We start from the raw sequence: 23621 nt of genomic DNA, 5'->3' as shown, positions 1-23621 counted from the left end.
GAGGGGCTTGCTTCCTTGCGAAACCGCCAGTAACTGATTGGGAGTCATCATGACCGAGCATTGCAACGCCATTGTCGCTTCAGCCCCGGGTGGCCCGGAGGTTTTGCAGCTTGCCACCATCCCCCTGCCCGTCCTCGGCGCCGGCGAGCTGCTGGTCAAGGTGGCGGCCGTTGGGGTGAACTTCATTGAGAGCTACCAGCGCCAGGGCATCTACCCCGTGCCGTTCCCCTTCACTCCGGGCGCCGAGGCCGCGGGAACGGTTGTTGCCGTGGGAGGGGACGTCCATGGTTTTGCCGTGGGTGACCGCGTCGCCACGGCCGAGGGCAGTGCCTGCTACGCCGAATTTGCCTTGGTCCCCGCCATCAAGGCCCTGCATGTCCCCGCCGGCGTGCCGCTTGACGTTGCCGCGGCCCTGCCGTTGCAGGGCATGACGGCCCACTACCTGATGAACTCCACCTACCGCGTGGAGCCGGGCCAGACTGTGCTGCTCCACGCGGGTGCTGGCGGCGTTGGTTTGCTGCTGACCCAACTCCTGAAGGAGCGCGAGGCCCGCGTCATCACCACCGTTTCCACGGAAGACAAGGAAGAATTTTCCCGGGCGGCCGGTGCCGATGAGGTGCTGAGGTATGGGGACTTTGCCGCGCAGGTGCGCGAGCTCACTGATGGTGACGGCGTGGATGTGGTGTTCGACGGCGTTGGCAAGGACACGTTCGACGGCTCGCTGGCGTCCCTGCGCACCAGGGGCACCCTTGTGCTTTTTGGCGGCGCCTCCGGGCAGGTGCCGCCCTTTGATTTGCAGCGCCTCAACGCGGGCGGCTCCTTGAGCGTGGTTCGGCCCAAACTCGCCGACTACCTGCTCAACCCGCAAGAACGTTCGTGGCGTGCCACGGAGGTTTTCAATGCAGCGGCCACGGGCCACCTGGCTGCCCGGATCGGCGCCCGCTTCCCGCTCGCGGAGGCAGGTGCCGCCCACGCCGCACTGCAGGGCCGGCTCACCACAGGCAAGGTCATTCTGGAACCATGAGCAGTTCCACGTGTGTGAACCCTGCCTTGGGGTGCAACGTGGGGCCTCGCACGAGGCAATATGTTGCCCGCTATTCAACTTCCGTTCATCTTTATGGTGCACGGTGAGCCAGTGAACTCTGCCTCAACGAATGTCCCTCAGATTCAAGCACCCGCATTCAGCGAAGATTTACCGTCCGGCCAATTTGCCGCCCAACTGCCCGGCAGCGGCCTGGCACCGGAACCCCGGACGCTGTGGGACATCGTTCAGGCCACAGCAGCGATGCACCCTGATGCCACTGCGTTGGACGACGGTACCCAAGCCCTGAGCTATGAGGATCTCCTGCACGCTGTGCGGAACAGAGCCGGTGAATTGACGCAGGCCGGTCTGGGCGCCGGGGACAGAATCGGGGTGCGAATCCCCTCCGGCACCTCGGCACTGTATCTGGCCATCTTGGCCATTCTGTCCATTGGTGCCGCCTACGTTCCCGTGGATGCGGACGACCCGCAGGAACGGGCGGCACTGGTTTTCGGCGAAGCCAAGGTGGCCGCCGTGCTCGGGGACCCGCGGACCGGGCACGCCCTGACACTGTCCGGTGACCGCCCGGCCCCTTTTGCCAAACCACGGGAACCAGTTCCCAACGACGATGCGTGGATCATCTTTACCTCTGGCTCCACCGGCACCCCGAAAGGTGTGGCGGTCAGCAACCGCTCAGCCGCCGCGTTCGTCGACGCCGAAGCCCGCATTTTCCTGCAGGCCGAGCCACTAGGACCCGAAGACCGGGTCTTGGCGGGACTGTCGGTTGCCTTTGACGCTTCATGCGAGGAAATGTGGCTTGCCTGGCGCTACGGGGCGGCCCTGGTTCCGGCACCGCGGTCGCTAGTCCGGTCAGGCATGGATCTGGGCCCGTGGCTAATTTCCCATGGCATCACAGTTGTTTCCACTGTCCCAACACTGGCAGCTTTGTGGCCTGCGGAGGCACTGGAATCAGTGCGCCTGCTCATTTTTGGTGGCGAGGCCTGCCCGCCGGAGCTGGCCACCCGGTTGGCGGTCCGCGGCCGCGAAGTCTGGAACACCTACGGCCCCACCGAGGCAACGGTGGTTGCGTGTGCTGCACCGCTGGGCGGCCCCGGGCCCGTTCGGATCGGGTTGCCGCTCAACGGCTGGGATCTGGCAGTTGTCGACTCCGCCGGAGCACCCGTGGCCGAGGGCGAGGTCGGCGAATTGATCATTGCCGGCGTTGGCCTGGCCCGGTACCTGGACCCGGCCAAGGATGCCGAAAAATACGCACCCATGCCGGCGTTTGGCTGGGGCCGCGCCTACCGCAGCGGTGACTTGGTGCGGCTGGAGCGTGCGGGGCTCGTGTTCATGGGCCGCGCCGATGACCAGGTGAAGCTGGGCGGGCGGCGCATTGAACTCGGCGAAATTGATGCGGCACTGCAGGCTCTGCCGGACATTTCCGGTGCCGCTGCCGCTGTTCAGGAAACGGCTGGCGGCAGCCAGCTACTGGTCGGCTACCTGGTCCCGGCCTCCGGGACCACCCCTGATGCGGGCGCACTGCGCTCCTTGCTGGCCGAATCGCTGCCAGCGGCCTTGATCCCGCTGCTCACTTTCGCCGAATCCCTGCCCACCAAAACTAGCGGAAAAGTGGATCGCAAGGCACTGCCCTGGCCGCTGGAACAAACCTCGGATCACGACGTTTCCCTTGCCGGAACGTTGGCACCAGAGGCGCAGTGGGTCCTTGAGCAATGGCAGGCCGTGCTGGGCGGCTCGCCCTCCTCGCTCGACACTGATTTTTTCGCCAGCGGCGGCGGCAGCCTAGCTGCCGCCCAGCTGGTGTCGGCCCTGCGCCGGCGGTATCCGCGCATCACGGTTGCCGATGTCTATTCACATCCTCGAGTCGGTGCCCTGCTGGAACTGGCCTTGGGCTCTGGCCCCATCACTGATGCGGGCGAAATCGTCACCCGCACCGTGGGGCGGACCCGGCGCAGCTCACAGGTGTTCCAGACGCTGATGGGTGTGCCGCTTCATGTCCTGGTGGGAATGCGCTGGCTCACGTACTTGATGGCGTTGAATAACATCGCAGCGTGGCAGGGCATCCTGCCCGGAGCGCCGACCATTTCCTGGTGGTGGGTGGCAGCGTCATGGGTGGTGTTTGTGTCACCCTGGGGCCGGATGGGCATTTCTGTGGTCGCGGCGAGGCTGCTGCTCCGGGGGATCCAACCAGGCAGCTATCCGCGCTCCGGCAAAATACATCTGAAGCTGTGGCTGGCCGAACAAATTGCTGACATGTCCGCCGCCGTTTCACTGGCCAGCGCACCGTGGGTGCCCTACTACGCCCGTGCCTTGGGCGTGAGGATGGGCAAGAACGTTGACCTGCATTCGGTGCCGCCTGTCACCGGCCTGCTGAGCCTGGCTGACGGTTGCTCCATTGAACCAGAGGTTGATCTGTCCGGTTGGTGGATCGATGGCGACTGGGTGCACATTGGCGAAATCTCCATTGGCGCCGGGGCCGTGGTTGGCTCCCGCAGCACCCTGATGCCCGGTGCACGCATCGGTGCCGGCGCACAGGTGGCGCCCGGCTCCGCTGTGCGCGGCAAGGTTAAGCCCGGGGTCACGGTTTCCGGCTCCCCGGCAGAACGTACCGGCAAGGCCAAGAACACCTGGCCGGACCTGCGCACCGCCAGCACGTGGCGCGCTGAACTTCCCTTTGCCGGCGCCTCTGCATTGCTGTCCCTGCTGCCCTTTGTGGCAGCAGCAGCAGCTGTGTGGACGGTAGTGGCTGCCATCGCCGGCCAACCGTCATTGTCAGCATCCCTGCCCACCCTATTGTGGGCGGTTCCCCTGGCAGCCCTGGTCTGGTTCCTGACGCTGCTGGTGCTGATTCTGGTGACTGTACGCCTGCTCGGCGTGGGATTGCGGGAGGGGCATTACCCGGTCCGCAGCCGGATCGGGTGGCAGGTGTGGGCCACCGAGAGGGTGCTGGACATGGCCCGAGATCTGCTGTTCCCCATCTATGCCAGCCTCTTTACACCCGTGTGGCTGCGTCTGCTTGGTGCCACGGTCGGCAAGAATGTGGAGGCCTCCACGGTACTGCTGCTGCCAAAGATGACAACCATCGGCTCAGGCGCCTTCCTCGCCGATGACACCATGATCGCCTCCTACGAACTAGGCGGCGGCTACATCCACATCGCGCCGGCCAAGGTGGGAAAACGCTCCTTTCTGGGCAACTCAGGCATGGCGGCCGCCGGGCGGACCATGCCGCGCAACTCACTCGTGGCCGTGCTTTCGGCCGCGCCGGCCAAGGCAAAGGCTGGCACCTCATGGCTGGGCAGCCCCCCGGTCCGCCTGCGCCGCACCAACCTGAACACCGATGAGTCCCTGACCTTCTCCCCGCCCCTGCGGCTCAAGCTGGCCCGGGCCCTGTGGGAAAGCTGCCGGTTGATCCCCACGGTACTCTCGGTGGCCATCGCCGCCGCAGTACTTGCCGTGTTCGACGCCGTCGCCCTGGCCAGCGGCTATGGGCTGGCGGCCCTGCTCAGCGGCATCGTCATCATGGTGGCTGGCGCCGTGGCGGCTGGTAGCGCCGTCGCCGCCAAATGGTTGCTGGTAGGGCGGATCAAGCCCGGCGAGCACCCGCTGTGGAGCTCCTTCATCTGGCGCAACGAGGTGGTGGACACGTTTATTGAGATGGTCAGTGCACCTTGGTTTGCGCGGGCGGCCGTGGGTACTCCTGCCATGGTGTGGTGGCTGCGCGCACTGGGCGCAAAAATTGGCCACGGCACCTGGTGTGAAAGCTACTGGCTGCCGGAGGCCGATCTTGTCTCACTCGGCGAAAATTCCACTGTTAACCGTGGCTGTGTAATCCAGACGCACCTGTTCCACGACAGGGTCATGGCCATTGATACAGTTACGCTGGAGGCGGGGGCCACCATGGGCCCGCATGGGGTGATCCTGCCGGCGGCGTCCATCGCCACCAGCGGCACTGTGGGCCCGGCGTCCTTGGTGATGCGCGGTGAAAGCGTGCCCGCCAGCAGCTATTGGATGGGCAACCCCATCAGCCCCTGGAAGGGTCCGGAATTCGCGGACCGCGCCTAACCCCAACCGAATCGGATACTTTACCCAGCATGAAATTCCTGCACCGCCCCCGGCCTGAGGCGACCCCGGACAGCCCGGCCCTCCCCGACCCCTATATCCCCCTGCACGGCAGCCACGGTTACGCGGTGGAGCACTACGATCTGGACTTGGATGTCCGGCTCGCCGGGAACCGCCTGCAGGGGCGAGCCATCATCACTGCCCACGCCCTGGTGGCACTCGACACCGTGGAACTAGATCTCCTGGGCCTGGGCCTGGACAAGGCATCCGTGGACGGCGCGCGCGTGCTCAAGCATTCCCAACGCCAAGGGAAACTGCTGCTACGGCTCCCCAACGTGGTGGAGGCTGGTGCGGAGTTCACCCTGGACATCCGGTACAGCGGCATTCCCGCAGCCGACGACGGCGCGTGGGGTGAGGTGGGGTGGGAAGAGCTGGACGACGGCGTCTTGGTTGCCGGCCAACCCACCGGAGCACCCACGTGGTTTCCCTGCAATGACAGGCCCGATAACAAGGCCTCCTACCGTTTTAGCATCACCACCGACGCGGACTACACGGCCGTGTGCAACGGTCTGCTCGTGTCACACAGCAAGAAGTCCAGCCGCGAATCGTGGGTGTACGAACAGTCCGTCCCGATGGCCACCTACCTGGCCACGGTGCAGATTGGCCGGTACAAGTTGCTCGCCCTCCCAGCCTCGCAAGCCCAGTCACAGTTGCCCATCACGGTGGCCGTGCCCAAACAGCTTCAGGCGAAGGCAGCCACAGCCCTGAGCAGGCAGCGGGAAATGGTGGACGTCTTCACACAGTGTTTTGGCCCCTACCCTTTTGAGGCCTACACAGTGGTGGTCACGGCGGACGAACTGGAAATCCCGCTCGAGGCGCAGTCCCTGGCCATCCTGGGCCGCAACCATTTGGACACCGGCTGGGAATCCCAGCGGCTCATTGCCCACGAACTTTCCCACCAGTGGTTCGGGAACTCGCTCACCCTGGCGTCGTGGCGTGATATTTGGCTCCACGAAGGATTCGCCTGCTATGCCGAGTGGCTCTGGTCCGAGGACTGCGGATCACTCACCGTGGCCGAGCGGGCTGCGGCGGCTCACCAGAAACTGCTGACCGAGCCCATGGACTTGGTCGCGGGTGATCCCGGTCCCGGGCTGATGTTTGATGACCGGGTGTACAAACGTGGCGCCCTGGCCCTGAACGCGCTGCGGCTGTGGGTCGGTGACACCGCTTTCTTCACCCTGGTGCGGGAATGGGTGGCCCGCAACCGGCATGGATCGGTGTCCACCGCAGCCTTCGTTGCCCTGGCCGATGACCTGTGTGGCGACGTCGACGGATTTTCAGCGCTCGCGGTCCTCACCCCCTGGCTGTTTGAAGAAAAGCTCCCGGCGCTGCCTTCGCGTTAACCGCCACGGCGGCCGCGAACCCATCCGGCAGCCCCACGGACCCGTGGGCGACTTCCCAGACGTCCACGGCGGATCCCGGGGGCGGAAAGGCGAAGATGCCTGCCGGGTCGGTGCGCAGCCCCAGGCCGGAGAGTTTGGCCAACGCTTCCTTGCGGGCCCACGCTGCGGCCCGCCACGCGTCCCGTCCGGCCGGGGTGACTGCGGCGAGCCGCACCCTTTCGGCGGGTCCCAGCGCCACGTCGTCGAACCCGGCAAAACCCACCGAGGCAATGTGCTGCACGTCGGTCCCCAGGAACAGGCCGGCGACCGGCACCATGGCGGCCAGGGCCCACCCGTGACTGCGCGAAAAACTCATCGATATGGCAGCGGGTACGCCGTTCAACAAGTAGCCGGGCCGGCCGTGTGAGGGCATCGGATTTGGGCCGCAATCGGGGCAGCGGTAGGCGGACACAAGGTCTTGCGGGGCCGCACCGAGCATCTCTGCAGCCATGAGTCTCTGTGCTACGCGTCCGGCAATGAAATCGTGGCGGGCAGTTCCAACCATGATGGTGCCTGCCCGTGCCTGTTCTGCCGGCTCAAGCAACACGGCCAGGCTCTGGTCCACAGCAGCCAACTCGAATGCGCGCACCGTGACCTGCCGGCGCAAAAGCGCGTCAACACCAATCGCGTTCACCTTCGCCACACCTTCTGTTCATGTACTGTATTTTCCGCCACGTTAGAGTCAGGCCATGACTCGACCCACCCCCGACTTCACCGGCTTTGCCGTTATTGACATTGACGACGACGATCCCGTCCTGTTGGCCCCGGACGGATCCACTGTGGACACCTGGCGCGACGGCTACCCCTATGCGGCACGGCTGGAACGGGATGCCTATGACATTGAAAAACGGTTGCTGCAAATTGAATTGCTGAAACTCCAGCAATGGATCAAGGCTACCGGGCGTCGGGTGGTCATCTTGTTTGAGGGCCGCGACGCAGCTGGCAAGGGCGGCACCATCAAGCGGTTCACCGAACATCTGAACCCGCGAGGCACCCGGGTGGTGGCTCTGGAAAAGCCCAGCCAGCGCGAGTCCTCCCAGTGGTACTTCCAGCGATATGTGGCCCACCTGCCCAGCGCCGGGGAGATGGTTCTCTTTGACCGCTCATGGTACAACCGGACGGGCGTTGAACGCGTGATGGGTTTTTGCACCAAGGAACAATATGACGAGTTCATCCGTCAGGCCCCGTTGTTTGAACGCATGCTGGTCAATGACGGCATGACGGTGATCAAGTTCTGGTTTTCCGTCACACAGGCCGAGCAACGGACCCGCTTCATCATCCGGCAGGTGGACCCCGTTCGCCAATGGAAACTCTCACCCATGGACGTCGCTTCCTTGGACAAGTGGGATGCGTATACTTCGGCCAAGGAACGGATGTTCAAGCGCACCGACACCCGGCACGCCCCGTGGACGGTGGTGAAGTCCAATGACAAGAAGCGGGCCCGGCTGGGGGCCATGCGGCACGTCCTGAGCATGTTTGACTACACAGGCAAGGATCATGAACTGGTCGGCGTGCCCGATCCCCACATTGTGGGGCCGGCCTCCGCTGTGGTGGGCGAAGGCGAGGAGTTCTAGGAGTTGTCCTTGGCAGGACATAGGATTCGAGCATGCAAAGACTCTCAAACGGCGCCTTTCAGCTCAGCAAGTCCTGCGGATCCAACGGATATGTGGTGGCTGCCGGGGAACACCTGGTGGTCATTGATCCGGGCATGGCCTCGGGCGCGCCAGGTGTTGTCAAGGAGCTTCGGGAGGCTGGTCTACTGGAAGCTGTTCGCCACGTGTTGCTGACGCACTACGACCTGGACCATGCAGGGGCCGCGCAGGCTGTGGCTGCTGCGGCCGGGGCCACCCTGTGGATCAGCCGGCTCGATGCACAGGTGCTGCGAGGGGAAGCCAAGGCAGGCACCTTCCTCAGACGCCTCAGCAGCGCCTGGGCCAGGCCGCGGTTGCCGGAATCCGTCTCCTATATAGGGGAATCGGACGGCTTCCCCACCGGTATCACGGCTGTCGCAGCACCGGGCCATACTGGTGGCCACTATGCGTTTCTGTGGGAGAAGACCCTTTTCTGTGGCGATGCTGCCCTGGTGCGCCGGGACGGCTCGCTGAAGCAATTCTTCGGCTTCATCAACACGGACAGGTCAGCGGCACTGAAAACTGCGGCCGAACTTGAGGCGCTGGATGTTGCTTGGGTGTGCCCGGGCCACGGCAAGGTCACCCAAAAGCGTTAAGCAACTGACGCAGAAAACGCCGAAAAAGACCGCGAAATCGGGTTTTTTCGGCGTTTTCTGCGGGTCAGTTTGGAGGGCGCGTGGGCCCAAGGCCGGAGAAACTTTGCACCCGATCCAATCCAAGAATCACCTGTGCTCCGAATCACAGGGTGGATGAGCCCAACGATGGACCATCCACCCCTGTATCAGGAGGATTCCCATGCATAAGAAATCTGCTCTACTGATCGCGCCCGTGCTCGCACTGGCAGCTTTGTCCATGTCCGCCGGGGCCGCCATGGCCCACGAGGACGACACCACCACTTACGAAACCACCCTGGGCGCCATTAACGGCAGCAACGCCACCGGCTCCGTGTGGATCTCCCTCCATGGAGACGAAGCCACAGTGACGCAGGAGGTCAGCGGCCTGGCCGCCACCTTCGACGGCAAGCCCTACCCGCACGTGCAGCACATCCACATTGACGCGGCAGGTGTTTGCCCGTCCCCGGCGGCCGATACCGATGGTGACGGGGTCATCAGCACCACGGAGGGTGCGCCGTCGTACGGCAAGATCGGCACCACCCTTTCCAGCAGTGGTGACACCAGCGACAAGGCCGGTCTGGATCTGGCCGTGGGTGGCATGGGTGCCAGCTACAAGTACGAGCGGACCTTCACCATGAATGCCGCAACCATTGCCTCGTTGAAGGCCGGCAAGGCTGTTGTGGTTGTCCATGGCTTGGATCCGGCCACGTTGTCGGCCGCGGGCCAGGCAGCCAAGAGTGACTTGGTGCCGTCCTTGCCCCTGGCAGCCACCTCGCCGGCCCTGTGCGGGACGTTGGCCGTGTCGCAAATGGCGGCCATGCCCGGCGGTGCCCCCGGAACGGGTGTGACAACGCAGCTGGCTTCGAGCAACGCCTCGAGCGCTCCTGAGGTTGCCTGGTTCGCCGGCGGCGGCGCCTTGGTACTGGCAGCCGGTGCAGCGTTGGCCATGAATCGCAAAAAGACGCTTGCCGTAAAGTAGCGGCGGCCGATTCCCCATGGCAACCACCAGCAGCCGTCGCGGGCGCCTCACGGTGTCCGCGACGGCGGCGGTGCTCCTGACATCCCTCACCTTTGGTGTTGCCGGATGTGGGCAGGCAACCGCCACCCCTTCCCCCAGTACGACGCCGGCCGCCCAGTCCGCGGGCAGCTCACCAGCCGCGCCTGCCGCACCTGGGCTAGCTCCGCCGTCGTCCATCCCCACAACACCAACCCAGGCAACCCTCTTGGGACCAATTCTGCCGACGTCTGCACCACAGACGCTGTCCATCCCGGACCTTGGCGTGACCACCAAGCTGATAAATTTGGGCCGGGATGCCAAGGGCGAGGCCGAGGTGCCACCCATTGAGGCGGGTTCCCCGGCTGGCTGGTACAAGTTCTCGCCCACACCCGGGGAGCTGGGACCCTCGGTCATTTTGGGGCATGTGAACACCACAACCATTGCCGAAGGCGTGTTTTACCGCCTGCACGAGCTCACTGCCGGCCAGACTTTTTCAGTCTCCCGCACTGATGGGAGCGTGGCTGTCTTTGCCGTGGATAGAAGCGAAGTGTTCAAAAAGGACGCATTCCCCACCCTTGCGGTCTACGGCAACACCAAACGTGCCGAGATCCGGCTCATCACCTGTGGCGGCTATGAGCCCAGCACCGGCGAATTCACCGAAAACACCGTGGTCTACGGGCATCTCGTGTCCAGCCACGCCGGCTAGCCACCTCGGCGACACCGCAATTGAGTACAAGAACTCTGGATTGGACCACGATGAACAAGACCTTCAGCTTCACTACAGTCTTGGCCTTGGCCGCTGCGCTCACCCTGACTGGGTGCGGCGCGGGGGCCAACTCCACCACTCCGGGACAGGAACCTTCCGCACTTTCGACGGGCACGGCCACGTCCGCGACCACGTCCGGGGCCGCATCCATGGAGTCGATGATCCACATCCAAGACGGAACATTCATCAATCCCACGCCGCTGGCCGCGGGCTCTACGGTAACGGTCATGAACATGGACGCAGAAGACCGGACAGTCGTCTCTGCTGATTCCAGCTTCAGCGTCAGCGTTCCCGCCGGTGGCATGGCCACCTTTGCCGCCCCCAAAAAGCCAGGAAACTACCCCTTCCATGCCGTTGGCACGGACTTGCGGGGCGTTCTGACGGTGACGGCCAGTGCGCCGTCGGCGGCAGCAACCATGGTGTGCGCTGATGAAGCCAAACAAACTGTCAAGGAGATCCTTGGGCTTCCGGCCGCTCCCACAACCACTGACGCTTGGGACGGAACCACGTACTCCTGCACCTACCCGCTGGACGTTGGCAGCTTTGTCATGACAGTGACTGAATCTGCCAACAACGCCGACGCCGCAACTGTGGCCAAGCAACTGGCCGGATCCCTGCAGGCCGCTCCCATTGAGGGATTGGCCAATCTCGGCCTGCCGGGCTACCAAGCCAAGGACGGAAACGTGGTTTTTGCCAAGGACAACATGACGCTGCACGTTGACGCCACGGCGTTCCCCGCAACGGTGGGACCTCACACGGTCACAGCGAGCAGCTTCGCCTATGAAATGGCCACCACCATTTTGGGCTGCTGGACAGCGCACCACGGCTAAATGAGCGGTGCGCCCACCCAGATAATTAATCAACTGACCCGCAGAAATCGCCGAAAAAACGCGATTTCGCGCCGTTTTTCGTCGTTTTCTGCGGGTCAGTTGATGGGCCCACGCCCGGGCGGGACTAGCGCTGGGTGGCGCCGAACCGTTCGGCAGCCAATTCCACGGCTGCTGCACGGGCAGCCGAGGCTTCATCGGCTGTCAGTGTCCTGTCGGCGGCACGGAAACGCAGGCCGAACGCCAGCGACTTGCTGCCTTCGGGAATGCCGGTGCCCTGGTACTCGTCGAACAGGGCAACGTCTTCCAGCAGTTCACCGGCGCCTTCACGCAACGTTTCCAGCACGTCCTGTGCCGGAATCGCCACGGGAACCACCAGGGCAACGTCCTGCGTGGCCACCGGGAACGTGGAAATGTGCTTCGCCACGATGACGTCGGGAGCAGCAGCGAAGACCTTTTCCGCATTGATTTCCATCGCCACGGAACGGGCAGGCATGTTCAGCTCGGCCAACAGCTTCGGGTGAAGCTCACCGGCGTAGCCAACCACGTCACCGTTGCGCAGGCTCAAAACCGCTGCGCGGCCGGGGTGGAACGCCTGGTGCGAACCCTGTGAAACCACAAGCTCCACGCCCACAACGTCAGTCACCAGCCGGGCTGCATCCACAGCATCGGCCCAGTCCCAGTGGCGGGGAGTGTGGCCCGGCGCTGCCGGGGAATCCTTGCCGGTGAAGATGGCCGCCAGGGTCAGGGGCTGGTAAGGGATTCCTTCATACAAGGCATCCAGTACTTCCGCGGACGGCCTGGCACCCAGCGGCGGGATGGACGGCGTGCCCAGCGACTCGGACGGCAGGAACACCAGACCCGACTCGAACAAAGCCAGGTCGTGGAATCCGCGGGAGTGGTTGCGCTTGGCGATCTCAATGAGACCCGGGAGGATCGATGTCCGCAGGAAACCAAACTCCTCACTCAACGGGTTTGCCAGCTTCACCGCAGTGCGAACGGCACCGGCCTCGGCCACACCGAAGGTGTTGTTGGCTGCCTTGGACACGAACGGGTAGGCCAGGATCTCCGTCAGACCGGAGTCAGCCAGGGCCTGGACCACTTGGCGGCGCTGCTGCTGCGTGCGTGAGTAGCCACGCCCGGGAGGCGCCGTGGGCAGGGTTGCCGGGATCAGGTCGAACCCCACCAGGCGGGCAACTTCCTCCGTCAAATCCTCTTTGGTGACCAAATCGTAGCGCCAGGTGGGGGCAATGACGGAATATCCGCCGTCGACCTTCTCCACAACAGCACCCAGATCGCTCAGGGAACCGATGACCTGGGCCTGGCTGAAGTCAACACCAATGCGGGCCGAGGTGAAGCCGGACGGCAGGAACACCGGCTCCGGGGCCGCATAGGAGGCAACGTCGGTGGAGGTGGTCTCCTCCGTGCCGCCGGCCAGTTCAACCAGCAGGTTCACGGCGCGCTGGGCGGCAACGTCGGCAACCGCCACGTCAACGCCGCGCTCAAAGCGCTTGGACGCCTCCGAGGGCAGCTTGTGGCGGCGGCGCGAACGGGCAATGGACACTTCCTCGAAGTGCGCAGCCTCAATCAACACGTTGACAGTGATGGCGGAGACCTCGGTGGAGGCACCGCCCATGACGCCGGCAATGCCGATCGGCCCGGTGGAATCGGTGATCAGCAGGTCCTCGGCATCGAGCTTGCGGACCTTGCCATCAAGGGTTTCCAGCGTTTCGCCGGCGGCTGCGCGGCGCACCACAATGGCACCGGTGACCTTCTCGGCGTCGTAAAAGTGCAGCGGCTGCCCCAGTTCCAGCATGACGTAGTTGGAAATGTCCACGGGCAGCGAGATGGAGCGGATGCCAGCCAGGCGCAGGCGTGAGGACATCCACGGCGGGGTGGGCGCAGCGGCGTTGATGCCGCGCACGGTGCGTGCCACAAAACGGTCGCAGCCGGGCTTGCCGTAGATGGGGGCAGCGTCGTCAACAGCCACAGCCTGGCCGGGGCCTGAGGATGCGGTGACCGAAACCAGTGAGGCCGGGTCGGTGAAGACGCTGTCCGTGGCGTGCGCGTATTCGCGGGCAACGCCGCGGATGCTGAACGCGTAGCCGCGGTCCGGGGTCACATTGATTTCGGCTGCTTCATCGTCGAGACCCAGCAGTGCCAGCGCATCGGTGCCCAACTCCGGGTCGAGGCCCAGGGTGGAGAGCACCAGAATGCCGTCGTGATCGTCTCCTATGCCCAGCTCACGCACGGAGGCGATCATGCCGGCAGAGACGTGGCCGTAGGTGTTCCGGGGGGTGATGCGGAAATCGCCGGGCAGCACGGCACCGGGCAGGGTGACAACAACCTTGTCCCCCACCACAAAGTTGTGCGCACCGCAGACAATGCCCTGCACACCGGAGGGGTCAATCCCCTCAATGGAAAGGGTTTGTGCGGTACCCTCGGGAACCACACGCACGGTGCACCAGTTGATGGTCTTGCCGTTGGACTGCGGTTCCTTCTCAATGGTCAAAACCTGGCCCACCACAATGGGGCCGCTGATATCAGCCAGGGGACGGTGCACATCTTCTTCTTCAAAACCAACCTTGACCAGGTCAGTCATTACATCTTCGGCAGTTGCTCCTGCCGGTACCTGCGCATACTCGCGCAGCCAAGTCAGTGGAATACGCACTTGATTTAGATCTCCATCCCAAAGTGTTCGCTGAAACGTACATCGCCCTCGATCATGTCGTGCATGTCAGCAACCTCGTTGCGGAACATGAGCGCACGCTCAATACCCATGCCAAAGGCAAAGCCTGAGTACTCATCCGGGTCAATGCCTGCCGCGCGGAGCACGTTGGGGTTGACCATGCCGCAGCCGCCCCATTCGATCCAGCGCGGGCCGCCCTTGGCGCCGGGGTGCCAAACGTCAATTTCCGCCGACGGCTCGGTGAAGGGGAAGAAGTTCGGGCGCATGCGGACAATGGCCTCTTCGCCGAACATTTGCTGGACAAAGTGCTCCAACGTGCCGCGCAGATCCGCCATGGACAGGTTCTTGTCGATGGCCAGGCCCTCGAACTGGTGGAACACCGGCGTGTGTGTGGCGTCGAGCTCGTCGGTGCGGAACACCTTGCCGGGGCACAGCACGTACACGGGCAGTTCGCGTTCCAGGAGTGCGCGGACCTGCACCGGGGAGGTGTGGGTGCGCATGACCAGGTGCGCCTCGGGCGGCTCAACGAAGAACGTGTCCTGCATTTCGCGTGCGGGGTGGTCCGGCTTGAAGTTCAAGGCGTCAAAATTGAACCATTCCGATTCCACTTCCGGGCCTTCGGCAATTTCCCAGCCCATGCCCACAAAGATGTCGCAGACGCGGTCTTGCAGGGTAGACAAGGGGTGGCGGGCGCCTGCACGGCGGCGGCGGGGAGCTGCTGTGACATCAACAGCCTCCTCGACCAGGATGCGGGCAGCATCCTCGGCTTCCAGCACGTCTGTGCGGGCGGCGAGGGCCTTGGCCACACGGCCGCGGGAGGCGCCCATGATCTTGCCAGCGGCGGCTTTGAACTCCTTGGCCAGCCCTCCGATGACGCGGTTGGCAAGGCTCAGCGGCGACTTCTCACCGGTGTGCGCAAGCCTGGCAGCCTTGAGCTCATCCAGGGTGCTTGCGGCGGCAATGGCTGCGAGCGCGTCCTCGACGGCAACACCAATGGCGGCTTCGTCAAGCGGGTCCGGGACCGTTGTGGGTTCGGTGGTTGATTCGGGCGTTTCGGCCGTCTTCTGGGGCATCTCTGACATCTACAGTTTTTACCTAAGCTCGTGTGCGAGTAAGCGGCGGGGTAGCTCCTCCCGCCTCAACCAGTCTAGTTGACGGCGCCGGTGTGTTGAATTCCGTCTGGGCCCTGCCCTGTAATGCAATTGCCCCTGACTCTTTAGCGTTCCGTGACCCATTTGCCGCCCCTGCTTGTTACGCTTTGGCCCATGCGGTTCCTGCCTGCTTTTTCCCCTGGATGCACGACGCCGGGCACTCGCCCGTCGCTGCTGGTTGCCCTGCCGCTTCTGTGCTTGATGTTGACACTGGGTGGGTGCCACCCCATGCCGGAGGACATCACCCGTTACACCCCTGCGCCGGCAACTGTTGTGCCGGCTGTGGACTGCGAGCGCTCCGTATCAATTATTCCCCATGCTCCCGGCCCCACGACGGCGGCGATGCTTGCGGGCAGCGTGCCGGCAGGTTTTGTGCCTGCGCAGCTCGTGGAGTGCTTTCCCCCGGAGCCTGCCGTGGATGCGCAGGGGCGGGTGACCGGCTGGACTGTGAAGCAGCTGTGGTTCACGGGTGATTTCACGTCCGTCTTGGTTGCGTTGGCTGTGCCCAGTGACAGCCAGGAAGGAATTGCCTGTTTGGCCGCTGCCGTACTTCTGCCGTCGCTCTGGCTGGTCAATGCCGCCGGCCAGGCCGCCAACGTGGTGTGGCCGTTGGATGTTTGCTCCATGGCCAAGCCCCAGCTTGGGGAGGCCCTGCGTGGTCTTACCCTCAGCGACAGCAAAATCCTGACAGTGAAAGGCCCCACGCCATGAAAGCCATGCCCGGTCTCCCCCGCAGGGGTTCAAGAGTATTCGGGGCCGCGGCCCTGGCGGCCGCCGCTTTGCTCCTGGGCGCATGCTCCCCTGGAGTCAACTATGGCGCCCCACCCGCCGGGGGCAGCCCGTCCACGGCCGCCCCCGGTCCGGAACTCACCCACTACACCCCGCCCCCCGCGGCTGTGCAGGACAAGGTGGACTGTCTGGCCCCCTCTGACTGGCGACCCGACGACGGCGCCTCCTCCCCGACGTCGAGCCTCATGGGCTCGGTGCCCCAGGGGTTCGTGCCGGTGGATGTGGTTCGCTGCCGCATGGATTTCTTCCCAAGCCCGGACCCTTCCGGCAAGGCGGGAAACGTAGTTGTCCAGGAGCAGCTGGCGGGAGACTACACAGCGTTGCTGGCGGCCCTGGCCCAGCCCAGTGACCGCCAGGACGGCATTGCATGCACCGCGGATGCGGAAATCCTGCCGGGGCTGTGGCTTGTCAATGCAAGCGGCAAGGCGGTGCATGTGGTGTGGCCCGTTGATGCCTGCGGCAAGGCCCGCGGCAAACCTGACACAGCCAAGGCGCTGGCAGCGCTCACCGTGCACGGCAGCACAGTTTTGACGGCGTCCGCGCCATGAAACCTGCCAGGGCTGCACGGGGCACGGCACGCCGGGGCAGTGCGGGCAAGTTGGCCGGTGCCTTGATCACCGTGGCAGCGACTGCTCTGTTGCTGCCCGCCTGCACCTTCCCCAGTCACTACCAACCGGAGCCGGCCTCCCTGCAGGACGCCGTGGACTGCTCCGTGGCAACGGGGATGATAGCCAGCACATCCGATCCCGGCGCTCAGTTGAAGGGGCGGGTGCCTGACGGTTTTGTTCCCGTCGACGCGGTCCGGTGCACCTGGGAATTGCCGGCCGGATCCGCCTCATCCACCATGGCGCCGGATCCCATCATCACTGTTGACCACCTGTCCGGGGACTTTTCACCTCTTCTGGCGGCCCTAGCCGAACCCAGCGACCGAGAGGCGGGCGTGGCCTGCCCCGACTACGCCGAGATCCTGCCGGAGTTGTGGCTTGTCAATGCTGCTGGCGGTGCCATCCACGTCCAGTGGCCGCTGAACTCCTGCGATAAATCCAAGCCCGCCACCGCCGAGGCCCTCGCAGCCCTCACGGTCACCGCAACGAGCACCCTTCCGGCGAAGGATCCCGCCCCGTGAAAACGCCCCTGCATGTCCGCGCCGTTGCCAACGCCCTAAACCTGTCCACCGCCACGGGATTGCTGCTGGCGGCGTTGAGTCGCACTCCCCTGGAGACAGGACCGGACGGCCTGATTCTGGGCACCCACTACACACCCAAGCTGCCACTTGCCGGCGCCTTCACCGTAGGCAACGTCATCTTCTACCGGGCGGACCGGGCCTTCATCGACGCCAGGCCCGATTTGTTGGCCCACGAATCCGGCCACGCCACCCAATACGCCTGGTGCATGGGCCTGCCGTTCCTGCCCCTCTATGCCGCCTGCGCCGCCTTCTCCCTCTGGCGCACGGGGGATCCCGGCAGCAGAAACTTCTTTGAACGCAACGCCGGCCTGGAACTCGGCGGGTACCGTGAACTGCCCACCATTACCCGGCTTCCCGCGCTGCGGAACTATTTGCAACGCCTTACGTTGTTCAAATCACCACGCCCCACCATGCACCCCGAGGAAAGGAACCATCCATGACCGAGCCCCTCCACTCCATCACCGTCACCGGCCAAGGCACAGTGCAAACCGCGCCGGACTTCTTCAACATCAACATCGGCATTGAAGCCCAGAAGTCCTCGGCGCGGGAGGCCTACGCAGCAGCGAGCGAGGCCCTCAACGCCGTCAACGCCAAACTGTTGTCGCTGGGCGTGGCCCGTGAGGTCATCAGTTCCTCCTCGTTGGATGTCCGGGTGGAGACGCGCTGGCAGGAGGGCACCGGCTCAGTGGTGACGGGTTACACGGTTTCCAGCACCCTGAGCGTTGTCCTGCGCTACGACCAAGGTTCCGAGGACGTCATTGCTGCCATTGTGGACACCGGCAACAACTGTGTCCGTCTCAACGGCCTCACTCCTGTGGTGTCCAACCCGGCGGCTGCGCAGGATGCAGCCCGGGCCCTGGCCTGGGCGGATGCCGTGCGGGCGGGTGAGCTATACGCCCAATTGGCCGGCCGGTCCCTGGGCGCTGTCAGCTCAGTCCTGGAAGGAGTCGTTAACGACGGCGCCCCCAGACCCATGCTGGCTTTTCAGGCCATGAGCACTGAGCGGGCCATGGCGATTGAACCGGGGCAAAGCACCGTCTCCGCCGCGGTGCAGGTAACTTGGCAGCTGGCCTAGCCGCCCTGCCCGTACAGGCGCCTGCGCGGACCCGCGGGGGCTGACGCAGGCGCCTTGTGGCGGCCGGGTCTAGGTGATGACAATCTCGCGTTTGAGGATTTTTCCTGTCGGCCCCTTGGGCAGGGATGCCATGATGACCACCTTGCGCGGGTACTTGTAGGCGGCCACGCGGGCCTTGACGAATTCCTGGATGTCAGCGGCGAGCGCGTCCGGATCGTCGGCACCGGCGGCACCATCCTTGAGCGAAACCGCAGCGCAGATCTCCTCGCCGTGGACGTCGTCGGGCTTGCCCACAACAGCGGCCTCCGCGACGGCAGGATGCTCGTACAGGACTTCTTCCACTTCCCTGGGGTACACGTTGTAGCCGCCGCGCAGGATCATGTCCTTCTTCCTGTCAACAATATAGAACACGCTGTCCTCGTCCTTGCGGCCCAGATCCCCCGTGAAGAACCAGCCGTCCCTGATGGCGGCGGCCGTGGCCTCGGGGTTGCGCCAGTACCCCTTCATGACGAAGCCACCGGAGACCACAATCTCGCCCACAGCACCGGTTTCAACTTCGGTGCCGGCGTCATCCACCACCTTAAGCTGCGCACCGTCCACCACAGTTCCGATGGAGCCAGGCTTGCGAATCCCATCCACCTGGTTGAAGCAGATCACCGGTGAGGTTTCCGAGAGGCCATAGCCCTCCAGCAGTGTTGCGCTGAAGGTGTTCTCAAACTCGTGCAGGATTTCCACCGGCAGGGCAGAGCCGCCTGACGCGGCCACCCGCAGGCTGGAGACGTCGTAGTTTTCACGTCCCGGCGCCCGCAATAGGGCGATGTACATGGTGGGCACCCCCTCAAAGATGGTCACCTTGTCGCGCTGGATGATTTCCAAGGCCTTGACCGGATCAAATTTGGGCAGGATGGTCACGGAGGCCCCCGCCATGACGGCTGCATTCAAGGCGCAGGTCTGGCCGAAGACGTGGAAGAACGGCAAGCCGCCAAAGATCACGTCGTCGGCACTCATGCTGAACAGTTTTGTCGAAAGTTCTGCGTTGCTGCGCAGGTTCTCGTGTGTTAGTTCCGCACCCTTGGGCTTGCCAGTGGTGCCGGAGGTGTACAGGATGACGGCGGTGTCGTCTTTCTCCGCTGGCGCCACCGCGGAGATCGCCTCCGTTTGGGCCAGCAGCCCCATGAGCTCGGCGTTGATGGGAACAACCCGGGTGCCGGTGTTGTCAGCGGCAAGCTGGACCTCACCCATGACACCTTCCCAGGCAAAGGCAAGGGTGGCGCCGGAATCGGTCAGGTGGTATTCAACCTCACGGGATTTCAACAGCGGATTCAAGGGCACCACCACGGCACCGTAGCGCAAGATTCCGTAGTACAGCGGCGGCATTTGTGGCAGGTTCGGGGAGATGAGTGCCACCCTGTCCCCCGGCTTGACGCCCCTCGCTGCAAGTAGCCCGGCCACTTTGGCGCTGAGCACCTCCAGCGCACCAAAGGAGATCTCAATGTCGTCCAATTTTATGGCGACAGCTGCTGGATTGCGCTGCGCTGAGGCACCCACGATGGTGGCGAGGTTGGTCATTCCGGCTCCTTCTCACTGACGCTGCGCAGGGTTCTTGGCGAACCTACCCAGCGGGGGCCTCGTTGCCCCATGAACACAGCCTAGCCGCATTCAATTGTGAGGCACAGCACATACCTACTGACGGGTAGAAAAGGGTTTAGTGCTGCCATCATTGCCCTGGAATAGAGTATATGTTCTAATCTATTTATGCGGTGGACAACTCAGCAACTCAACCAGCCACTTCCCCTCGGCGAAGCGCCAACCACGCAGCCGCTGCTGCCCTTGGCGGGTCTGGTCAAAAGCGTTCAGACACCCGAGTTTGCCGGCATTACTTTTCACGAGGTGCTTTCAAAGTCTGCACTCAACAAGGTCCCACCCAGCTCCACCATGCCCTTTGAATGGACGGTGAACCCTTATCGGGGCTGTTCGCACGCCTGCGTGTACTGCTTTGCCCGCAAGAGCCACACCTACCTTGATTTCGATTCCGGAGTGGATTTTGATTCGCAAGTGGTGGTCAAGGTCAATGTGGCCCAAGTGCTGACCAAGGAATTGGCTAAGGCCAGCTGGCAGCGGCATCACGTGGCCCTTGGCACCAACACCGATCCCTACCAACGGGCTGAGGGCCGCTATCAACTCATGCCCGGGGTCATCAAGGCGCTGGCCGATTCCGGCACACCCTTCTCCATCTTGACCAAGGGAACGCTGCTGGCCAGGGACTTGGACGTGCTGCGCCAGGCCGGCCGGCAGGTCAGTGTGGGCATGGGCATTTCCCTGGCCCTGCTGGATGAGGACCTGGCCCACACACTCGAGCCGGGCACCCCCTCCCCCAAGGCGCGGCTGGCGCTGATCAGCAAGCTGCGCGACGCCGGACTGCCCTGCGGGGTCATGGCCATGCCCATCCTGCCGTGGCTCACCGACTCCGACGAGGCCCTGGATGCGCTCTTTGCAGCCCTGGCCCAGGCCGGGGCCACCGGATTGAGCGCCGGCGCGCTGTACTTACGCCCCGGCACCAGGGAATGGTTCATGCAGTGGCTGGCCCGTGAACATCCCGCCTTGGTGGGCCGCTACCAGCGCCTGTATGGCTCAGGCGCCTACGCATCAAAGGAGTACCGCCAATGGTTGGCCGCACGCGTCAATGAGGCCAAGGCCCGCCACGGTTTTGCCGCACAAGGTTTCATCCATGATCCACGGCACGAGGAAGCCCAGTACCCTGCGGGCAGCATGCCGGCAACCGGATTCAGGGGCGTTGTGCCCAGCAAAGAGGCGGGAATCCCCGTAGGAATTCCCGCCTCTGCCGAACTGGCACCTACCTTGTTCTAGGAAACCTCAAGGATCCTAGTGATGGGGTGCAAACTCGTGGCTTATCCGCTCTTACGGCGGAACTCACGCTTGTGCGACGCCGATCCGTGGGATGCACTGATCTTGGCGCCATTGGCAGCTTCTACAGTGCCATGCTGCTTGTTCTTCTTGTTTTCCAGTGCCTGGCGAAACTTTTCTTTTGTTTCGTCGCTGGCACCGGCGGGCGATGGTTCGTGGTGGTTTTCACTCGTCATGGCACAACCTCCTTGAGATCTTCGGTAGACCTTAGTCTGGCACAGCAGCCGCGGATTTCAACACCCGCAGCGATTTTTCTACTGTGCTGCCGTGAAAGCTATGAGCGCGTGAACAATGGGCAGGTCCGCCGGAATCCATGCCAACTCAAGGAGTTGCGGATCAGCCAGGTTCACCCACAACAGCTGGTCATGGTCCTCCAACGGTTCGGCGGCGCCTTCGTCCACCTCAGCTAGCCACACCCTCATGGCAGCGCTGGCGTTCAGGGGCCACCCGCCGTCCACCGGGCTTTCAAGTTCAGCGCCGAGTGTCACCGTCACGCCCAGCTCCTCAACCAGTTCGCGGTGCAGCGCCTCCTGGGGGCTTTCACCTGGCTCGATCTTGCCGCCGGGGAACTCCCACATGCCAGCAAATTCCGGTGGGGCCGTGCGCCGGGCAGCCAGCACGCGTTCGGGTGCCTGCAGGGAATCCACCACTGCCGCACCTACTATTTGTTTTTTGATCGTCACCGCCCCAGTGTAAGGCGAACTAGACTGGTGAAGGCATTTGCGTGCCCTCACCGCGCGGTCAATGTTGCCAGGCGCCGGCCAGACCGCCCAGCATAGTGCGGCACCCTCGGAAAACCACTTTGCGAAAGTTCTTAGATGACACTGCTTAGAAACGCCCGGCCTCCCAAGGTCATCACGCCCAACGTCGTGGCCTGGGCCATCCTGTCCCTTGCCATTGGCGGTTTCGGCATTGGCACCACCGAATTTGCCATGATGGGACTGCTGCCCAATGTGGCCGAAGGGGTGGGCGTCAGCGTCCCGGAAGCCGGTCACGTCATCTCCGCCTACGCCCTAGGGGTGGTGGTTGGTGCACCGTTGCTGGTGGCCATTGGCGCAAAAATGCCGCGCAAGGCCTTGGCCTTGGGGTTGATGGCCCTGTTCACGGTAGGCAATTTGCTCTCGGTTTTTGCCCAGGACTACACAACGCTGCTGATCACTCGCTTTATTGCCGGGTTGCCGCACGGCGCATTCTTTGGCGTTGCAGCCGTGCTTGCCGCATCCCTGGTGGCACCCACCAAGCGCGGTCGGGCCATTTCCATGGTCATGATGGGCTTGTCCGTGGCAAACGTTCTGGGCGTCCCCCTGGCCACTTTTGTGGGTCAGCAATTTGGCTGGCGCTGGCTCTTTGTCATGGTGGGTGCCATTGGTGTTATCACCATGATTTGCATGGCCATTTTTGTGCCACACCAGAAGGCCCATCCCGACGCCAGTCTGCGCCGCGAACTCAGCGCCCTGCGCCGCGGTCAGGTGTGGTTGACGCTCCTGGTGGGTGTTGTTGGGTTCGGCGGCTTCTTCGCCGTCTACACCTACGTTGCAAACACCATGACGGACGTTGCAGGCTTCGCCTCCGACTTCTTGCCCGTCATTGTTGGGCTGTATGGCCTGGGCATGGTCGCCGGCAGCTACCTTGGCGGCCGGCTGGCCGACTGGTCGGTCATGGGCAGCATCTACACCATGATGGCGTTCATTGCCGCCGTGCTGGTTATTTACTCCTTGACCGTGCACATTCAGTGGCTGGCCCTGGTCATGATCTTCGTGATCGGTGCCTCCGGCGCCATGCTCGTACCGTCCCTGCAAACTCGGTTGCTGGACGTTTCACCGGGCGCACCCACCCTGGCGTCGTCGTTGAACCATTCGGCCTTGAACATGGCCAATGCCCTTGGCGCGTTTGTGGGCGGCCTGGTAATCACCTGGGGATGGGGCTTCACCGCCCCAGCCATGGTGGGGGCAGCCCTGGCGGTCCTTGGCTTGGCAATTGCCCTCTTCAGCGGACTGCTGGACAAGATTGGCAGCAAGGCGCTCAAGGTCTCCTAGCCGCTCAGGCAACGAGTACATAGATAGGGTGAGTTGGGCAGCTTGGGTGGGTGACCTCGTATCCTTGCTGCCGTAGCTTGATGAGGGCGTGCTGTGGAATGCCTGGCGTCTGCTGGGTGTTCCTTGGTTGGTTGTGCGCCAGTCGGGGAGTTGGCGTGGCGCATGCTCTGGGCCCCTTGGTGTCTGCGCCACCCTCGTTCTCACCGCTGCGCATAATGCTGGGCAGCGCCGGTTCCTGGTGTCGCAGCATAGTCGGCAACCGCAGGATTCTTGCCTCGCAAGCAACAGTGACGACCACCACCGGCGCGGCAACGCCACCCACCAACTGGCCCGCAGAAAAAACCGAAAACCACGATAAAACCATGGATTTTCGGCATGTTTTTCCGGACAGGTGG

At 63.7% G+C, this 23621-nt stretch carries 21 protein-coding genes; 15 read left to right on the top strand and 6 right to left on the bottom strand.

What is annotated here, in order from left to right:
- Positions 1-49: 49 nt before the first annotated feature.
- From ACX80Q_RS15250 to ACX80Q_RS15240, 3 genes are all read left to right on the top strand, one after another.
- Entirely contained in the window at positions 50-1024 is a 975-nt protein-coding gene (locus ACX80Q_RS15250; protein WP_459331382.1) for a quinone oxidoreductase family protein, read from the top strand.
- A gap of 111 nt (positions 1025-1135) precedes the next feature.
- Positions 1136-5101 carry a Pls/PosA family non-ribosomal peptide synthetase gene (locus ACX80Q_RS15245; RefSeq protein WP_459331381.1) on the top strand — a complete coding sequence of 1322 codons (3966 nt, stop codon included), beginning with the start codon at positions 1136-1138 and terminating at the stop codon, positions 5099-5101.
- A 29-nt stretch (positions 5102-5130) separates the two neighbouring features.
- Positions 5131-6501 (top strand): M1 family metallopeptidase, encoded by a 1371-nt coding sequence (locus tag ACX80Q_RS15240; protein WP_459331380.1) that lies wholly within the window; start codon positions 5131-5133, stop codon positions 6499-6501.
- On the opposite strand, the gene ACX80Q_RS15235 is transcribed toward ACX80Q_RS15240, so the two are convergent.
- Positions 6452-7174 (bottom strand): 4'-phosphopantetheinyl transferase family protein, encoded by a 723-nt coding sequence (locus ACX80Q_RS15235; protein ID WP_459331379.1) that lies wholly within the window; start codon positions 7172-7174, stop codon positions 6452-6454. The genes ACX80Q_RS15240 and ACX80Q_RS15235 overlap by 50 nt on opposite strands.
- 55 nt (positions 7175-7229) lie before the next feature.
- On the opposite strand from ACX80Q_RS15235, the gene ppk2 reads away from it, so the two are divergent.
- The 5 genes from ppk2 to ACX80Q_RS15210 all read left to right on the top strand — a co-directional run bounded on the left by ppk2 (position 7230) and on the right by ACX80Q_RS15210 (position 11378).
- On the top strand, positions 7230-8114 hold the full coding sequence (ppk2, locus tag ACX80Q_RS15230) for a polyphosphate kinase 2 (RefSeq protein WP_459331378.1): 885 nt from the start codon (positions 7230-7232) through the stop codon (positions 8112-8114).
- A 32-nt stretch (positions 8115-8146) separates the two neighbouring features.
- Entirely contained in the window at positions 8147-8767 is a 621-nt protein-coding gene (locus ACX80Q_RS15225; RefSeq protein WP_459331377.1) for an MBL fold metallo-hydrolase, read from the top strand.
- Between the two features lie 199 nt (positions 8768-8966).
- Entirely contained in the window at positions 8967-9764 is a 798-nt protein-coding gene (locus ACX80Q_RS15220; RefSeq protein ID WP_459331376.1) for a hypothetical protein, read from the top strand.
- Positions 9765-9780: 16 nt separating this feature from the next.
- A complete protein-coding gene (locus ACX80Q_RS15215) occupies positions 9781-10488 on the top strand; it encodes a class F sortase (RefSeq protein WP_459331375.1) in 708 nt (235 codons plus the stop codon).
- 50 nt (positions 10489-10538) lie between these two features.
- Positions 10539-11378, top strand: coding sequence for a cupredoxin domain-containing protein (locus ACX80Q_RS15210; RefSeq protein WP_459331374.1), 840 nt, complete (start codon positions 10539-10541; stop codon positions 11376-11378).
- A gap of 124 nt (positions 11379-11502) precedes the next feature.
- Here the strand turns inward: ACX80Q_RS15210 and pheT are convergent, their stop codons facing one another.
- Together pheT and pheS are read right to left on the bottom strand one after the other, a co-directional pair.
- Positions 11503-14046 carry a phenylalanine--tRNA ligase subunit beta gene (gene pheT, locus ACX80Q_RS15205; RefSeq protein WP_459331373.1) on the bottom strand — a complete coding sequence of 848 codons (2544 nt, stop codon included), beginning with the start codon at positions 14044-14046 and terminating at the stop codon, positions 11503-11505.
- Between the two features lie 5 nt (positions 14047-14051).
- Positions 14052-15137, bottom strand: a complete 1086-nt coding sequence (gene pheS, locus ACX80Q_RS15200) for a phenylalanine--tRNA ligase subunit alpha (RefSeq protein ID WP_459331399.1) — start codon at positions 15135-15137, stop codon at positions 14052-14054.
- 306 nt (positions 15138-15443) lie between these two features.
- On the opposite strand from pheS, the gene ACX80Q_RS15195 reads away from it, so the two are divergent.
- From ACX80Q_RS15195 to ACX80Q_RS15175, 5 genes are read left to right on the top strand one after another with little or no spacing between them, the layout of a single operon-like run.
- Positions 15444-15926 (top strand): hypothetical protein, encoded by a 483-nt coding sequence (locus ACX80Q_RS15195; RefSeq protein ID WP_459331372.1) that lies wholly within the window; start codon positions 15444-15446, stop codon positions 15924-15926.
- Positions 15923-16552 (top strand): hypothetical protein, encoded by a 630-nt coding sequence (locus tag ACX80Q_RS15190; protein ID WP_459331371.1) that lies wholly within the window; start codon positions 15923-15925, stop codon positions 16550-16552. The genes ACX80Q_RS15195 and ACX80Q_RS15190 overlap by 4 nt, the downstream gene beginning before the upstream one ends.
- Complete coding sequence (locus tag ACX80Q_RS15185) at positions 16549-17130, top strand: hypothetical protein (RefSeq protein ID WP_459331370.1); 582 nt, start codon at positions 16549-16551, stop codon at positions 17128-17130. The genes ACX80Q_RS15190 and ACX80Q_RS15185 overlap by 4 nt, the downstream gene beginning before the upstream one ends.
- The gene (locus tag ACX80Q_RS15180; RefSeq protein WP_459331369.1) at positions 17127-17630 is read left to right on the top strand and encodes a hypothetical protein; all 504 of its coding nucleotides are present in this window, start codon (positions 17127-17129) and stop codon (positions 17628-17630) included. Before ACX80Q_RS15185 ends, ACX80Q_RS15180 begins: the two co-directional genes overlap by 4 nt.
- Positions 17627-18265, top strand: coding sequence for an SIMPL domain-containing protein (locus tag ACX80Q_RS15175; protein ID WP_459331368.1), 639 nt, complete (start codon positions 17627-17629; stop codon positions 18263-18265). The genes ACX80Q_RS15180 and ACX80Q_RS15175 overlap by 4 nt, the downstream gene beginning before the upstream one ends.
- A gap of 69 nt (positions 18266-18334) precedes the next feature.
- Here ACX80Q_RS15175 and ACX80Q_RS15170 read toward each other — a convergent pair whose 3' ends face one another.
- On the bottom strand, positions 18335-19834 hold the full coding sequence (locus ACX80Q_RS15170; protein WP_459331367.1) for a long-chain-fatty-acid--CoA ligase: 1500 nt from the start codon (positions 19832-19834) through the stop codon (positions 18335-18337).
- A gap of 186 nt (positions 19835-20020) precedes the next feature.
- On the opposite strand from ACX80Q_RS15170, the gene ACX80Q_RS15165 reads away from it, so the two are divergent.
- Positions 20021-21133, top strand: a complete 1113-nt coding sequence (locus ACX80Q_RS15165; protein ID WP_459331366.1) for an Rv2578c family radical SAM protein — start codon at positions 20021-20023, stop codon at positions 21131-21133.
- Positions 21134-21174: 41 nt separating this feature from the next.
- On the opposite strand, the gene ACX80Q_RS15160 is transcribed toward ACX80Q_RS15165, so the two are convergent.
- Together ACX80Q_RS15160 and ACX80Q_RS15155 are read right to left on the bottom strand one after the other, a co-directional pair.
- Positions 21175-21366: a DUF5302 domain-containing protein gene (locus ACX80Q_RS15160; protein ID WP_459331365.1), complete on the bottom strand. Its 192-nt coding sequence runs from the start codon at positions 21364-21366 to the stop codon at positions 21175-21177.
- Between the two features lie 78 nt (positions 21367-21444).
- Positions 21445-21873: a (deoxy)nucleoside triphosphate pyrophosphohydrolase gene (locus tag ACX80Q_RS15155; protein WP_459331364.1), complete on the bottom strand. Its 429-nt coding sequence runs from the start codon at positions 21871-21873 to the stop codon at positions 21445-21447.
- A 135-nt stretch (positions 21874-22008) separates the two neighbouring features.
- Here ACX80Q_RS15155 and ACX80Q_RS15150 point away from each other — a divergent pair, with 135 nt between their 5' ends.
- The gene (locus ACX80Q_RS15150) at positions 22009-23226 is read left to right on the top strand and encodes an MFS transporter (protein WP_459331363.1); all 1218 of its coding nucleotides are present in this window, start codon (positions 22009-22011) and stop codon (positions 23224-23226) included.
- Positions 23227-23621: the final 395 nt, after the last annotated feature.

The organism is Arthrobacter sp. HLT1-20, assembly GCF_054510895.1.
This window is presented reverse-complemented; position numbering and strand designations above follow the sequence as displayed.